This is a genomic window from Bradyrhizobium arachidis (assembly GCF_015291705.1).
Classification (GTDB): domain Bacteria; phylum Pseudomonadota; class Alphaproteobacteria; order Rhizobiales; family Xanthobacteraceae; genus Bradyrhizobium; species Bradyrhizobium arachidis.
Window position 1 is genome coordinate 5,316,797 of sequence record NZ_CP030050.1, and the last position, 15,498, is coordinate 5,332,294.

At 64.7% G+C, this 15,498-nt stretch carries 11 protein-coding genes and 1 pseudogene; 9 read left to right on the forward strand and 3 right to left on the reverse strand.

Annotation, left to right across the window (positions count from 1 at the left end):
- Nucleotides 1–80: 80 nt before the first annotated feature.
- Nucleotides 81–896 (forward strand): hypothetical protein, encoded by an 816-nt coding sequence (locus WN72_RS24840; RefSeq protein WP_027558073.1) that lies wholly within the window; start codon nt 81–83, stop codon nt 894–896.
- Nucleotides 897–1,098: 202 nt separating this feature from the next.
- On the opposite strand, the gene WN72_RS24845 is transcribed toward WN72_RS24840, so the two are convergent.
- Nucleotides 1,099–2,295 carry a M24 family metallopeptidase gene (locus tag WN72_RS24845; RefSeq protein ID WP_027558074.1) on the reverse strand — a complete coding sequence of 399 codons (1,197 nt, stop codon included), beginning with the start codon at nt 2,293–2,295 and terminating at the stop codon, nt 1,099–1,101.
- A gap of 141 nt (nt 2,296–2,436) precedes the next feature.
- The gene (locus tag WN72_RS24850) at nt 2,437–3,414 is read right to left on the reverse strand and encodes a LysR family transcriptional regulator (RefSeq protein ID WP_092217309.1); all 978 of its coding nucleotides are present in this window, start codon (nt 3,412–3,414) and stop codon (nt 2,437–2,439) included.
- Between the two features lie 227 nt (nt 3,415–3,641).
- Here WN72_RS24850 and WN72_RS24855 point away from each other — a divergent pair, with 227 nt between their 5' ends.
- From WN72_RS24855 to WN72_RS24865, 3 genes are read left to right on the forward strand one after another with little or no spacing between them, the layout of a single operon-like run.
- Complete coding sequence (locus WN72_RS24855; protein WP_092217262.1) at nt 3,642–4,850, forward strand: ABC transporter substrate-binding protein; 1,209 nt, start codon at nt 3,642–3,644, stop codon at nt 4,848–4,850.
- Nucleotides 4,847–5,596 carry a nitroreductase gene (locus tag WN72_RS24860; RefSeq protein WP_092217263.1) on the forward strand — a complete coding sequence of 250 codons (750 nt, stop codon included), beginning with the start codon at nt 4,847–4,849 and terminating at the stop codon, nt 5,594–5,596. Before WN72_RS24855 ends, WN72_RS24860 begins: the two co-directional genes overlap by 4 nt.
- A complete protein-coding gene (locus WN72_RS24865) occupies nt 5,575–6,114 on the forward strand; it encodes a 4-hydroxylaminobenzoate lyase (protein WP_092217264.1) in 540 nt (179 codons plus the stop codon). Before WN72_RS24860 ends, WN72_RS24865 begins: the two co-directional genes overlap by 22 nt.
- Nucleotides 6,115–6,363: 249 nt before the next feature.
- Here the strand turns inward: WN72_RS24865 and WN72_RS24870 are convergent.
- Nucleotides 6,364–6,548: pseudogene (locus WN72_RS24870) on the reverse strand (3'-5' exonuclease); the annotation flags it as partial.
- 136 nt (nt 6,549–6,684) lie between these two features.
- On the opposite strand from WN72_RS24870, the gene WN72_RS24875 reads away from it, so the two are divergent.
- The 5 genes from WN72_RS24875 (at nt 6,685) to WN72_RS24895 (ending at nt 15,447) form a co-directional block, all read left to right on the forward strand.
- Complete coding sequence (locus tag WN72_RS24875) at nt 6,685–8,460, forward strand: adenylate/guanylate cyclase domain-containing protein (RefSeq protein ID WP_027558080.1); 1,776 nt, start codon at nt 6,685–6,687, stop codon at nt 8,458–8,460.
- Between the two features lie 681 nt (nt 8,461–9,141).
- Entirely contained in the window at nt 9,142–10,173 is a 1,032-nt protein-coding gene (locus WN72_RS24880) for a TRAP transporter substrate-binding protein (protein WP_092217265.1), read from the forward strand.
- A gap of 16 nt (nt 10,174–10,189) precedes the next feature.
- Nucleotides 10,190–12,079 carry a TRAP transporter large permease gene (locus tag WN72_RS24885; protein ID WP_092217266.1) on the forward strand — a complete coding sequence of 630 codons (1,890 nt, stop codon included), beginning with the start codon at nt 10,190–10,192 and terminating at the stop codon, nt 12,077–12,079.
- Between the two features lie 20 nt (nt 12,080–12,099).
- Complete coding sequence (locus WN72_RS24890) at nt 12,100–13,761, forward strand: acyl-CoA synthetase (protein ID WP_167380928.1); 1,662 nt, start codon at nt 12,100–12,102, stop codon at nt 13,759–13,761.
- Nucleotides 13,762–13,998: 237 nt separating this feature from the next.
- The gene (locus tag WN72_RS24895; RefSeq protein WP_092217267.1) at nt 13,999–15,447 is read left to right on the forward strand and encodes an autotransporter outer membrane beta-barrel domain-containing protein; all 1,449 of its coding nucleotides are present in this window, start codon (nt 13,999–14,001) and stop codon (nt 15,445–15,447) included.
- Nucleotides 15,448–15,498: the final 51 nt, after the last annotated feature.

Consider the following 15,498-nt stretch of genomic DNA (forward strand, 5'->3'; position numbering starts at 1 on the left):
TGCAATTCTTTGCCGGATGAACCTTCGCGCCCGGCGCCGGCACAAAGACTGGAGATCGCTCCGACCCGCCTGGAATTGCCATGAGATCGCTTGCCTTGCTGTGCCTGCTAGCCCTGGCCGCGCCTGCTCATGCGGCCGCGCCCGAGCAGCACTATCTCGACCTGCGCGACCGCTACATCGCAAAATTCTCGAAGGCCAAGGAGAACGACGAGACCTATAAGCAGCACGATGCGGCGCTGAAGGAGCTGGCCGGCGTGCTACGCGGCCTGGTCGGGCCGGTCACGATCAAGGGGCTGCCTGCGGAGGGAACGTCGAACGTCGATACGCTGTTCAAGGACGACATCGGCTTCGGCCATCTCGACGGCCTCGGCTTCGCCACCGAAGGCGACAAGCTGCAGGCCGTCGTGACCACGACCGGGCTGCTCAAGCACTGGCTCGCCGAGCATCGCGAGGACGGCATGCCGCAGGAGGCGGGCGCCGCCTTCAAGTCGGACCGCTTCTACTATCAGGCGATCCAGGACGCGGCCTTTGCCAAATATGCGGAGCTGCCAGTCACCAAGCCCGCATCCGCGAGTGCCGCGGTCGCCGTGCTCGGCATCCGCGGCAACGGCGATTTGAAGGGAGCGCCGCACGAAATCGACGTCGTCGCGATCGTGGGCGACAAGGTCTACTTCCTCGCCGCAAGCGAGGCCGTGAAGACGGCCGAGATTCCCGCTTGCGAAAAGGTCTGGAAGCAGATGATGGCCAGGAAGACCCCACAGGACGCCATGGCCAAGGAAAACCAGGCGATGGACGCCTACACCAAGTGCTTCGCCAAGGAAGCGCCGAACCAGAGCTGGTTCGCGGCCGCGGTGAAGAAGGCGCAGAGCCAGCTGGAGATGCTACTGGCGCGGTAGTTCAGATCATTTTGGTCGATGCGCTGACGGCTGGCTCCCTTAACCTCGCCCGCTTGCGGGAGAGGTCGGCGCGAAGCGCCGGGTGAGGGCTCTCTCCTCTCAGGGAGTCTCTCCAGCGGAGACACCCTCTCCCCAGCCCTCTCCCGCAAGCGGGAGAGGGGGCGCACCTTCTCCGCGGCTCGCACCAGATAGTCTGCGAGATCTAAAGGCCCCGCCCGCCCAAATTCCACCCGCGGCCGCCCTCGCCAAAAATCTCGTAGCCCGCAGCCGTCACTGCGACCGTGTCCTCGAGCTTGATGAAGCCGCGCTTCGGATGCTTCATCGTGGTCTCGATCGAGACCACCATGCCGGGCTCGAGCGGCAGGCGGGCATCCGTGTCGTCGTAGGGGACCGGACCCGTGGCGGTCAGGCGAGGGGCCTCATGGCTGACGAGGCCCATGCCGTGGGCCAGGAAGTCCGTGCAGTCGCGCTGGGTGATCTTTGCGAGCTCCCGCTCGGCCGCGACGTAGATGTCGCCACCCATGGCGCCCGGCCGGACCGCCGCAAACGCGGCGCGCTGCACCGCTTCGATCTCGGCAAGGCAATCCTTCAGCTCGCCGTCGGGCTCGCCGAGCACGGCCATGCGCGCGAGGTCGCCGATATAGCCGTGATAATTGCCGCCGGAATCGAGCGACAGCACGTCGCCTTGCTCCCAGCGTTGCGATGAGGGTGCCCGGTTGTGGCTGCTGCCGCAGGCGAGCAGGCAATATTCGAAGGTCAGGCCGCGATTGGCTTCGGCGATGCGTAAGGCATCCGACAATTGCTGCTTGGTCGTGCCGGGGCCATGCTTGCTGATCACCTCCAGCATGGAGGTGATGACGAGCTCGGAGGCCGTCTTGAGCTTTGCCAGCTCGTCCGCCGACTTCACCGCGCGCAGCCGCTCCAGCACCAGCAGCGCGTCCTTGAGCTCCGCGCCGGGCAGGGCGTCGGCCAGCGCCTTGCCGGCATCCATCGGCAGGAACGCCATCTCGACCCCGACCCGCTTCAACGGCACGCCCGCGTCCTTGATCAGGCCCACGGCCCGCGTCACGGCATCGACCGAGCCGTTGGACTCGGTCCGGACCTGCGGCACCCATGGCGGCGCCACGGCGCGCTGATGGGTCTCCAGACGGTGCCCGATATAGACGGACTTCTCCGGCGCGCCCTTGGGATAGACCAGCACCGGCAGATAGCGGCTGACGCCCATGGCATCCATGTAGTCGAAGAAGATCGCGCGCTCGGCGCCCAGCAGGTACTGCACATTGTGCTTGGAGGTCGCGACCAGCACGTCGAGGCCGGCGGCTTCCATCAGGCGGTCGAGCTTGGCGGCATCGAATGGAAGCGCGCGCGAGCGGCCTGCCTGGGCGACGTTCTCCTGCATGACGAACTCCCTGAGTGGCGGTTCAGACCGCCTTGTTGATCTCTGTTAGGACTGCGAGCCCAGTCTAGCACAACCTCCACACCAGCGCGCCCACCTGGTCGCATTCATGAAACATGGAACCAGGCCGCGGGGCGCGTTCAGCTAGCGTCCACGCCTGAGGTCTTCGGTCGCGCGCCTCAGGGTCTCGTGGAGCCAGTCATGCGATGGCTCGCCTTCGATACGTTCGTGCCACAGCAGCCGGACCTCGACAGGAGTTGTGGCGTAAGGCAGCTCGCATGTTGTGACGGCATGCGCGCGTTCGAATGCCCGCGCCAATGGACGCGGAACGATGGCTGCGAACTCGGAGTCCGCGAGCAGGGCGGGCAAAGCGAGGAAATGCGGCAGCGAAACGGCTATGCGCGGCGGCCGGTCGCTTTCGGACAGGGCGCGCTCCAGCGCAGCGCGATCGTACATTTCCGATCGCCTGGCAAGGCCACGCTCGGAGATGAAGCCTCCGATTGCGCCCTCCTGTTCGCCGCCGAAGGAGACGACGACCAGCGGCATGCGGGCCAGAGCCGCGTTGTCGATGCGGCCGAGCCTGCGCTTTCCGCCGACGATCAGCACGTCGTCATATTCGAACAACAGCGAGGTGCGGAAGCGGCTCGGCGGATCCGAGAAGACGCCGATCGCAACGTCGATACGGCCAAGGTCGATCTGCTCGGCGAGGTCGATCCGCGTCACCGGCTTGATGATGAGGTCGATCGCCGGCGCTTCAGCCTTCAGTATCTTCAGGAGCGGTGAGGCCAGCACCATCGTGGTGAAGTCGTTGGCGGCGAGGGTGAACTGCCGGGTGGAGGCCGCCGGAACGAAGCTCGGCTGTTCGACTGCCGCCTCGAGAGACCGCAGGGCCTCGCGAACCTGTGGCGCCATCGTCAATGCGCGCGCCGTCGGCTGCATGCCGGTCGCCGTGCGCACGAACAGATCGTCTTCCAGCATCTCGCGCAGCCGGGCGAGCGAATGGCTCACGGCGGATTGACTGAGGGCCACCCGCTGGCTTGCCCGCAGCACGCTGCGCTCCTCCATGACGGCGTCGAAGACCTTGAGCAGGTTCAGGTCCAGGGTCTTGAAGGAAACAGCCACGAGCAGCACACCGTCTCAAGGCGGATCGCGCGCCCGTTGCGTACCTGCGATCTGATCCAGTTAAGGCCAACCACGCAGCGGACGCAACCGAGCAGGTTGCCGGACCCGACGCCTGGCCGTTCGCCGCACCAATCTGAAGGTCGTTCAGGATCACTCTGCAAGAGTTTCACTTCCGCAATTGCGCGATCCCGTCATGATCCCGACGCCGGATTTGGAGGAGACGGGCAATGCAATCCTGCGGAATGTCGATCGGAGCTATTGGAATAGCACTGGCGCTGTTTACGGCCTCGGCGGTCGCACAGGATGGTCCGGTGAAACTCGGCGTCCTCACCGACATGTCCTCGCTCTACGCCGACAATGGCGGCCAGGGCTCGGTCGTCGCCGCGCAAATGGCCGTCGACGATTTCGGTGGTCAGGTGCTGGGGCGCAGCATCCAGATCGTCGCGGGCGACCATCAAAACAAGGCCGATGTTGGCGCGACCATCGCCCGGCGGTGGCTCGAAAACGAAAACGTCGAGGTCATTCTCGACGTTCCGAACTCCGCGGTCGCGCTGGCGGTGCAGGGCATCACGCGCGACAAGAAGAAGCTGTTCCTCGCCACCGGCGCGGCCACATCCCGCCTCACCGGCGACGAATGCTCGCCGACCGGCATTCACTGGACCTACGATACCTATGCGCTGTCACAGGGAACGACGCGGGCGATGTCGCGTCTCGGCGCAAAGTCCTGGTACTTCATTTCGGTCGACTATTCTCTCGGCGCGCAGCTCGAGGCCGACAGCCGCAAGGTCATCGACGCCATGGGCGGCAAGGTGCTCGGCGCCGCGAAACATCCGATCAACACACCGGATTTCTCCTCCTTTCTGCTCCAGGCGCAGTCCTCGAAGGCCGACGTGATCGCGCTGGCCGATTCCGGCGGCGACTTCATCAACGCGGTCAAGCAGGCCGGCGAATTTGGCATCACGCAGCATCAGAAACTGGTCGGGCTGCTGGTGTTCATTGCCGACATTCACAGTCTCGGACTGCCGAGCGCCCAGGGCCTGATGCTGAGCTCGGCGTTCTATTGGGACCTGAACGAGGACACGCGGGCGTGGTCGAAGCGCTTCATCGCAAAGACCCAGAAGGTCCCGACCATGATCCACGCCGGCACCTATGGCGCGGTGATGCACTACCTCAAGGCAGTTCAAACGGCCGGCACGCTGGATGGACCGGCCGTCGCCGCCAAGATGCGCGAGCTGCCCGTGAACGATTTCATGACGCGAAATGGGCGGATCCGGGAAGACGGCCGGCTGGTCCGCGACATCTATCTGTTTCGCGTCAAGTCGCCCGAGCAGTCGAAATACAAGTTCGACTATTACGAGCTGCTGGCGACGATCCCGGGTGACGAAGCGTTCCGGCCGATGGAGCAGGGTGGCTGTCCGCTCTTGAGGAAGCCATGACCGGCGCGGGGGCGGCTGCGCAGAACCGTATCGACGAGATCATCGCGGGCCGTTTTGCATGCCGCGATTTCTCGGGCGAGCCGGTCGGGCGAGGGACCATCGAGCAGATTCTCCGCGTGGCGCGGTTTGCGCCAAGCGGCGCCAATATCCAGCCCTGGCACGTCTACGTGCTGGCGGGCGCCGCCAAGGACAGGGTGTCGGCGGCAGTGCGCAAGGCGCACGAAACCGCCCGCGACGCGCACGTGTCGGAGTACAGCTATTACGCCAGCGACCTGCCCGAACCCTACCTGCAGCGACGACAGGAGTTCGGCCGGTTGTTCTACGGCTCGCTCGGCATCGCCCAGACCGATAGTGACGCGAGGAGTGCCCAAACCGCCAAGAACTATGCGTTCTTCGGCGCGCCCATCGGGCTGATCGTCACCATCGACCGGCGCCTGCAGGTCGGGAGCTGGCTCGACCTCGGCATGTTCGTCCAGAACGTGCTGCTGGCCGCGGCAGGCCACGGGCTTCAGTCCTGTCCGCAGGAGACCTTCTCGAAATACCACGGGATCCTGCGGCCGCTGCTGTCGATCCCGGCGGAGCAGATGGTGGTGTGCGGCATCTCGATCGGCCGCGCAAGGCATCAAATCACGGGCAGGCTGATGCCGCGAGCTGATATCGCGGAGTTCGCTTCGTTCGCAGGCTTCAAGGAACAAAGTGCAACCCAGATGGAAAGGACAAGACCATGGGAAGCCGAGACGAACTGATTGCGTGCAGCATTCCGTTTCTGCGCGAGGTCAAGGACATGACGCCCGGCGCGGAGATGGAGCGGTGGCTCAATGACAAATACGGCGAGGGCAGCCAGCTCTATCAGGACCTGGCCCGCCTGATTAAGCTCGGGGTCGCCGAAGGCTGGGCGGCGAACCAGGAGGTCGACGGTCCGAACTACCGGCGCAGCCGCATCCTGGAGCCGGTGCCCGAGACGTTCCAGTTCAGCATCACGGCCGTCTACATGAACAGCGCCGATCCGCGCCGCTTCAAGGACGAGGACGACCACGACGTTCTGCGCGGGCAGTATCACGGTCACCCCTATGGCGAGCTGAACCTGGTCGTGCCGCTGGACAAGGGCGCCGAGCTGAAGGGGCTGCAGGGCTGGCAGGGGCCCGGCTGGACCGCGCCCGATCCCGGCAGCCGGCACTATCCCGAGGTCCGCGGCGGCGCCGTCATCGCGCTGTTCTATCTGCCCGCCGGACGCATCTCGTATGACTTCGCAGCGCCGTCCTGATGGACGGCCAGACGATTTCGGGTGACGCCGTCTGCGAGCGTCACCCGATGTGAAGAAGGCACAGCCAGGTCCGCGCGGCGGCGATCCGTCGCGACGGCCACGAGCTGTAAGCCCGCTGGCCATGACCCATTGCCACACCGCTCCGCCGTTTGAGTCTGAGATGCGGGAATGGCTCAGTGTGCTCCACTCTTTCGACAACTCGACGCCGATCGCCGACATCGCGAACACCTTCGCGCGGCTCTAGGTCCCGATCGTCTCCCTGCGCGCCGTCTCCAGTAGGATGGCAAGCGCGGGCGCGTTCGTCGTCGGAAGCTCGAAGGCGAGAACTTCGAGAAGCGCGTGGCAGTCGTCGACGGCCCTGTCGGCCTGATGGAAGTAGCCGACGCCATTGAGCAGACGCGCCAGTCGACCTCGGTCGCGCTGCAGGCCCAAGAGCTCTAACAATCCTACGGACCTCGACATGCCCTGGAACCACCTGCTAGGCTGAGCGGTCCCTGGTGGACGCTTACAGGGCGGTCCCGTGTAGAGAAAGGCGTGGTAAGCCCCACCTTTAGCTTCACGGAGCACGGTATGGCCGAAATCCGAAAGATCGCCGCGATCCTTGCCGCTGATGTCGTCGGCTTCAGTCGTCTGACGAACACGGACGAGGATGGCACGCTGGCGCGGCTTCGGGCACTTCGGAGCGAACACCTCGATCCAACCGTTGCAGCCCACCACGGCCGCGAGTTCAAGTGGACGGGCGACGGCTTCTTGGCCGAATTCAGAAGCGTGAGCGACGCCGTCTGTTGTGCGCTCGACATCCATGCGGCCATGCCGGATCGCAATACGGGTTTGCCAGCTGACCGTCGCATCGAGTTTCGCATCGGAATCCACCTCGGCGAGATCATTGAAGAAGACGATGGCGACCTTATGGGGGACGGGGTCAACATCGCGGCCAGGCTCGAAAGCATCTCGGCCCCAAATGGCATCTGCATCTCAGCCGCCGCATACGATCAAGTTCGCAACAGATTGAATCACGACGTCGTCGACCTCGGCGAGCGGGATCTCAAGAACATCCAGCGCCCCGTCAGAGCTTATCTGATCGGGGGAAAGGCGAACCATGGGAGCGCCGCCGCGGAGAGGTCGATTGGCTCCGCAACGGGTCGGTCCCAGGCGGAGAGGCCCTCTCTCGCGGTGTTACCCTTCAAGAATCTCGGGGGCGACCATGAGACCGACTATTTCGCGGATGGTATCGTTGAGGACATCATCACAGCCCTAAGCCGCACGCGATGGCTGTTCGTCATCGCTCGCAATTCGTCATTCATCTACAAGGGCAGGCCCGTTGACGCTCGCCAAGTCGGGCACGAACTCGGTGTGCGCTACCTCGTCGAAGGCTCGATCCGGAAGGCGGGACAGAGGGTCCGAATCTCGGGACAGTTGATCGAGGCCGCAACGGGGCGCCATCTCTGGGCTGACCGCTTCGACGGGGATCTCGCGGACATCTTCGATCTACAAGACAGGATCACCGCTTCGGTGGTGGTAGCGATCGAACCAAGCGTTCGCCTGGCCGAGATTGAGCGCGCCCAGCGGAAGCCGACGGACAACCTGGACGCCTACGACCTGCTCCTCCGCGCGCTCCCCCCGATAAACGCCTATACGCGAGAGGGGTTCGTGGAGGCTGAAACCCTGCTGCGTCGCGCGGTGGCGCTCGATCCAGCCTACGCGGAAGCGCTCGCGGCCCTTGCGGAGTGCCTGGTACGAATGACGCTCAACGGCTGGGTGGCGAACAAATCGGCTGCAACGGCCGAAGCCGCCGACCTCGCGGCGAGAGCCGTCACCCTTGATCCCGCGAACGCCACGATTCTTGCCATTGCGGCCTGGGCCTATTCGACGGTTGGCGTGCGGTTCGAGCAATCCCTCGAGCTTGCGGACCGTGCTCTCGCGATCCACCCAAACTCCGTTCATGTCCGTTCGTTTTGCGGGTGGGTGTACAACTATTTTGGGGAGAGTCTCAAAGCCATCGAGCAGTTCGAAGAGGCGCGGCGGTTGAGCCCGATCGATCCGAAGAGCTATTTTCCAATGCTCGGGCTTGCGGTGGCCCACTTCTTTGCTGGCCACTTCGAGGAGACCGTGGCGATCACAGGCCGTATCCTGGCGGAGGTGCCGACCCACAACGTCGCGCGCCGCTACCGAGCCGCAGCCTTCGCACACCTTGGTCGCTTGAACGAGGCTCGCGCCGCGATCGTCGATCTCCTGCAAGCTCAGCCGAGTTCGAGTCTTCGGAACTCCCGCAGCAGCGTGTTTCGGGATCAGCGCATGTCCGATCTTTACATCAGCGGTTTGGAAAAGGCAGGCCTCCCCGAGTGACAGCGGGATTCTGAGAACAACCGAAGCTCTTAGGCCAGCGTTACGCCTGACGTCGTGTTCTTCACCCGAAATGCCGAGCCCCTGGAAAGGCGGCTGGAGCAGGGTGCTGTTTGACGCCCGCTGCATAACTTGTGCGGCCACTGCGCGCCGGCGGAATTTCCAGCCGGAACTGCCCGCCTCAAAGCGCTTGGGCATAGGCCGCCGGTCTGCCGAATGGCGACCCGAATCCCACGGGCTTCTAAAGCTTCGCGGCTCCTGTTTGCCCGCCAGACTCAACTTCCGCAGCCAGACTCAGAGTAGGGCTCGTCAGACCCAATTTGGGTCAATCGCCACAGCGGCACCAGCCCGTACACCCATATCCACAATTCGCATAAGGTATATTATGGAATATATTTATACGTAATTAGATCAAATATTTAGGCGGAATTCCTGACACCATGCCTTCGCTCCGGCGAGTTTTCCGGCTTCCGGCTCGACCATGGCCTCAGCGCTTGACGGCTACTGTGCATGGGGTTGTTTTTCAGATTTTGAATCCGGCGCCTGTGCCGAAAGCCGATATTGCCGTGATGATGTCCGGCTGCAATAAGCGAGGCCTCGCGAGATCGCAGATGACCTTCTGACCGTCCGTCCGTATAGGTTTGCATCTCAGAACAACAACAAACCTTCCGAGGAAGCAGACCCATGGTCTTTTCGACGCGCTTTTCCCGACGCACGCTTCTCAAGGCCTCCGCCGCGACCGCGGTCCTGGGCGGCCTCAGTGCGCCCCATGTGGCCCGCGCCCAGAGCGCCGAGTTCACCTACAAATATGCCAACAACCTGCCGGACACCCATCCGCTGAACGTCCGCGCCCGCGAGATGGCGGCGGCGATCAAGAGCGAGACGAACGGCAAGTTCGACCTCCAGATCTTCCCGAACAACCAGCTGGGTTCCGATACCGACATGCTGAGCCAGATCCGCTCCGGCGGCGTCGAGTTCTTCACGCTGTCGGGCCTGATCCTGTCGACCCTGGTGCCGGCAGCCTCGATCAACGGCATCGGCTTCGCGTTCCCGGACTACGCCACGGTCTGGAAAGCCATGGACGGCGATCTCGGCGCCCATGTCCGCGGCGAGATCAAGAAGGCCGGCCTCGAGGTCATGGACAAGATCTGGGACAACGGCTTCCGCCAGACCACGTCCTCGAGCAAGCCGATCAACGGTCCTGACGACCTCAAGGGCTTCAAGATCCGCGTGCCGGTGTCGCCGCTGTGGACCTCGATGTTCAAGGCGTTCGACGCCGCGCCCGCCTCGATCAATTTCAGCGAGGTCTATTCCGCGCTGCAGACCAAGATCGTCGAGGGCCAGGAGAACCCGCTGGCGATCATCTCGACCGCCAAACTGTACGAGGTCCAGAAGTACTGCTCGCTGACCAACCACATGTGGGACGGCTTCTGGTTCCTGGCCAACCGCAGAGCCTGGAGCGCGCTGCCGGAAGACGTGCGCACCATCGTCGCCAAGCACATCAATGCCGCCGCGGTGAAGGAGCGCGAGGACACCGCCAAGCTCAACGCCAATCTCCAGCAGGAGCTCGCCGGCAAGGGCCTGACCTTCAACCAGCCCGCCGTGGCGCCGTTCCGCGACAAGCTGCGCACTGCCGGCTTCTATGCCGAGTGGAAGGGCAAGTATGGGGACCAGGCCTGGGACCTCTTGGAAAAGGCCGTCGGCAAGCTGTCGTAACGCGTTGGGAGCCGTCATGGCTCATGTCGGGGTCGAAGCGAACGAAGTTGCGGGCGAGGCGGCTGCTCAGTCCCCTCGCCGACCTTCGCTGCTGGCATCGCTCGAGCGCTGGCTCGGCCTCCTCGTCGAAATCCCGGCGGCGATCCTGGTCGTCGCCGAGATTGCGATCCTGTTCGCCGGCGTCGTCGCACGCTATGGCTTGCACCGGCCGCTGATCTGGTCGGACGAGCTCGCCTCGATCCTGTTCCTGTGGCTCGCCATGCTGGGCGCGGCGGTGGCGTTCCGCCGCTCGGAGCACATGCGCATGACCGCGGTCGTCGCCAGCGCGGGCCCGGCGATGCGGGCCTGGCTCGATCTGGTCGCTGTCTGCGCCGCGCTGGCGTTCCTGGTGCTGATCGTCTGGCCGTCCTGGGAATACGCCTACGAGGAAAGCTTCATCACCACGCCGGCGCTCCAGATCTCGAACATCTGGCGCGCCGCGGCGCTGCCGGCCGGCATCGGCCTGATGGCGGCGTTTGCCTTGCTGCGGCTCGTGCGCGCGGCCGATTACCGGATGGTGCTGATGGCCGCGCTGTCCGTGGCCATCGTCGTCGGCCTGTTCTGGCTGGCGCAGCCTTACTTACGGCCGCTCGGCAATCTCAACCTCGTCATCTTCTTCGTCGGCGTCGCCGGCTTCTGCGTGTTCGCCGGCGTTCCCATTGCGTTCGGGTTTGGCCTTGCGATCTTCGGCTATCTGGCGCTGACGACGCGCACGCCGGTCATGGTGCTGGTCGGGCGGATGGACGAGGGCATGAGCCACCTCATCCTGCTCTCGGTGCCGCTGTTCGTGTTCTTAGGCCTGCTGATCGAGATGACCGGCATGGCGCGGGCGATGGTCGCGTTCCTGGCGAGCCTGCTCGGCCATGTCCGCGGCGGCCTGCATTACGTGCTGGTCGGTGCCATGTACCTCGTCTCAGGCATCTCAGGCGCCAAGGCCGCCGACATGGCCGCGGTCGCGCCGGTGCTGTTCCCGGAGATGAAGCAGCGCGGCGCCAAGCCCGGCGATCTGGTCGCGCTGCTGGCTGCGACCGGCGCGCAGACCGAAACCATCCCGCCGAGCCTCGTGCTGATCACGATCGGCTCGGTCACCGGCGTTTCGATCGCCGCCCTGTTCACCGGCGGCCTCTTGCCCGGCGTCGTGCTCGCGGTCACGCTCTGCATGCTGGTGTGGTGGCGCTACCGCCACGAGGACATGAGCCATGTCCGCCGCGCGACGGGTAGCGAGATCGGCAAGACCTTCATTGTCGCCCTGCCCGCACTCGCGCTGCCCTTCGTAATCCGCTACGCCGTGGTCGAGGGCATCGCCACCGCGACCGAAGTGTCCACAATCGGCATCGTTTATGGCGCCCTCGTCGGCCTCCTCGTCTACCGCCGCTTCGACTGGCGGCGGCTGTTTCCGATGCTGGTCGAGACTGCGGCGCTGTCCGGTGCGATCCTGCTGATCATCGGCACGGCCACCGGCATGGCCTGGGGCCTGACCCAGTCCGGCTTCTCGCGCTCGCTGGCATCCGCCATGACCGGCTTGCCGGGCGGAGCTGCGACCTTCATCGCCGTCTCGATCCTCGCCTTCACCATTCTCGGCAGCGTGCTCGAGGGCATTCCGGCAATCGTGCTGTTCGGGCCGCTCTTGTTTCCGATCGCCCGTGCGGTCGGCGTGCACGAGGTGCATTATGCCATGGTGATCATTCTGGCCATGGGCATCGGCCTGTTCGCCCCGCCCTTCGGCGTCGGCTATTATGCCGCCTGCGCCATCGGACGCGTCGATCCGGCTGAAGGCATCAGGCCGATCTGGGGCTATCTGCTGGCGCTGCTGGTGGGATTGATCATCGTCGCGATCTTCCCCTGGATCTCGATTGGATTCCTTTGACGTGGTTTGAGGAGGTGTCGATGAGCGAGTGGCAGAACCAGTACGATATCGGCCTCGACAAGACCCCCGCCAACTACGTGCCGCTGAGCCCGCTCAGCTTCCTCGCGCGCAGCGCCGCGGTCTATCCCGATCACGTCAGCACGGTCTATGAGGGCCGCAGCTTCACCTGGGCGCAGACCTTTGAGCGCTGCAAGCGCTTTGCCTCATATCTCGCCGGCAAGGGCATCGGCGTCGGCGACACCGTCGCGGCGATGCTGCCGAACATCCCGGCGATGAACGAGGCGCACTTTGCCGTGCCGATGACCGGCGCCGTGCTCAACGCGCTCAACATCCGCCTCGATGCGCCCTCGATCGCGTTCCAGCTCGATCATGGCGGCGCCAGGATCATCCTGGTCGATCCCGAATTTTCCGGCGTGATCACCGATGCGCTGGCGCAAATGAGCGGACCGAAGCCGCTCGTGATCGACGTCGATGATGCCGCCTTCAAGGGCGGCAAGCGCATCGGCGAAATCGAGTACGAGGCTGCCGTCGCGCAAGGCGATCCGAACTTCACGGCGATCACGCCGAGCGACGAATGGAATGCGATCGCGCTGAGCTACACCTCGAGCACGACCGGCAATCCCAAAGGCGTCGTCACCCATCATCGCGGCGCCTATCTCAACGCCGTCAGCAACATCCTCGCCGGCAATCTCGGCCAGCATCCGGTCTATCTCTGGACGCTGCCGATGTTCCACTGCAACGGCTGGTGCTTTCCCTGGACCATCGCGGCGGCCGCCGGCATCAATGTCTGCCTGCGCAAGGTCGAGCCGACGAAAATCTTCGAGCTGATCAAGCAGCACGGCGTCACCCACATGTGCGGTGCGCCGATCGTCTACAACACGCTGATCAACGCACCCGATGCGCCCAGGGAAACGTCAACCGGCAATGCCGCGCGCCGCGTCGTCGGCCTGATCGCCGGTGCTGCGCCGCCGGTCGCGGTGCTGGAAGGCGCCGAAAACATCGGCATCAAGCTGACGCATGTCTACGGCCTGACCGAGGTCTACGGCCCCGCCTCCGTCTGCGCCGAGCAGCCCGGCTGGGACGAGCTTCCCGCCGCCGAGCGCGCACGCATGAAGCGACGGCAGGGCGTGCCCTACCCGCTCGAGGAAGCTGTCACCGTCATCGATCCGCAGACGATGCAGGAGGTGCCGCGCGACGGCGAGACCATCGGCGAGGTCATGTTCCGCGGTAACATCGTGATGAAGGGTTACCTGAAGAACGAGAAGGCGACCCAGGAAGCGTTCGAGGGCGGCTGGTTTCACACCGGCGATCTCGGCGTGCTCGACGAGCACGGCTACGTCACCATCAAGGACCGCTCGAAGGACATCATCATCTCCGGCGGCGAGAATGTTTCGTCCGTCGAGGTCGAGGACGTCCTCTACAAGCACCCGGCCGTGCTGTTCGCCGCCGTGGTCGCCAAGCCCGATCCGAAATGGGGTGAGGTACCGTGCGCCTTCATCGAGCTGAAGGACGGCGCGAGCGCGACCGAAGCCGACATCATCGCGTTCTGCCGCACGCAAATGAGCGGCTTCAAGACGCCGAAGGCCGTCGTGTTCGGACCGATCCCGAAAACCTCCACCGGCAAGATCCAGAAATTCCTGCTGCGCAACGAAGTCGGCTCGGCGAAGGCGATCTCGGCCTGAGGCCGTCCCCGCGCAGAAACATTCGGAAATAAAGCTGCGTTCGCGTGACGATTGCGTGTTGTCGCGAAACCGACTGTGTACGTTTGAAGACATCGCGACACGTCAGGAAAAGATTGGAAAACGTTAGAGACGCATTTACGTTTCGCTCCAGTCGGATTCGCTGCTTCCACATGATTCGCCGCGCGGGCTGCGCGGCCGGCGACCGGCGCGGTTGGGGCGCTTCATGCGGCTGGTGTCGTGAGCATCGACGTGCGTGCGCGTCTGGCGCTGCTGCTATTGACGGCTGGACTGCTGCTGCCGCGCGCGGCTGACGCACAGGTCATGCGCGAGTTCGGCGCCTTCGGGGCGACCGAGAATTTTGGCTCGGGCCCGAACGGGCCGGCGAACGTCGTCAATTTCTATGTCGTCAACAATGTTGGCGGCGGCATGAGCGGCGGTCCCATATACGTGAGCGGCCCCATGTACATGGGTGGTGCCATCTATGGCGGCCCCCAGTTAATATCAGGAGGCGGCAGCGCCACGCTCGGCAACGGGAATGGCGGCGGCGGGATGCAGCCGAACTACGTTGGCAGCGCTGATCCGGCGGGCGTTTCCACTGCGCGCTTCGGCATGCTGCAGGTGTTTCGTGCCGGCTCCAATGGCAACGCTGCGCAAACCGAGACGGCCCAGGCGACGTTCCTTGCGATGACCCAGTTCACCCAGACCCTGCTCGATCCCGCCATTGACGGGCGTGGGATCGGCCCTGCCGAACTGGACGCAGAGCTCGCCGCCTACGCCGAGATCGGAAACGACCGCACGCATGGCGGCATCGGACGCGAGGCCTATGCAGCGACCTACGGCAAGCCCTCGCTCTCGGCGCCGCACTGGAGCGTCTGGGCTGCCGGCTTCGGCGGCTCACAAGTGTCGACCGCTGGCAGCGGCTCGGCCAGCCGCAGTTTCGGCACGGTGGTCGGCGCCGATTATTCTCTCTCGCCGCAGACGCGGATGGGCTTTGCGCTCGCCGGCGGCGGCACCGGCTTCGCCAATAATGTCTCGAGCGGCCGCTCCGATCTGTTCCAGGCCGGCACCTTCGTCAGGCATTCGGTTGGATCGGCCTATGTCGCGACTGTGCTCGCCTATGGCTGGCAGGCCATCACGGGCGATTATCAGGTGACGCCGGCGGGCACCGATCAGGCCAGCGCAGCCACCAACGCCAACGCCTATTCGGGCCGCATCGAGAGCGGCTATCGCTTCGCGACGCCATGGCTCGGCATCACGCCTTACGCGGCCGGTCAGTTCACCATGTTCCGCCTTGCCGCCAATGCCAACCAGCCGGCTTACATGGTTGACGGCACGACGACCTCATCCGGAAGCGACAGCTTCACCGACACTCGCAGCGAGTTCGGCCTGCGCGCGAGCACGTCGTTCGTCGTCGCCGGCGGCCTGCTCGATCTGCGCGGCCGTCTCGCCTGGGCGCACGATTTCAGCGCGGCTCGATCGATGCCGGCGGTCTTCCAGGCCGTCTCTTCCCAGGGCCTGATCGCGGGCAGCACGGCATTTGCAGTCGCGCCGAACTCGGCATTGTCGGGCGTCTCGCTCGAGCTGCGAGACATGAAGGGCTGGTCCGCGTCGGCGAATGTCGACAGCGAGCTGTCGAGCCTCGTGCGCTCCTACACCGGCAGGGCCGTTCTGCGCTACGTCTGGTGATCCTGCCCGCGCCGGACATCTGCGCCAGCGGCCTCGTCCGGCCCGCTGCCT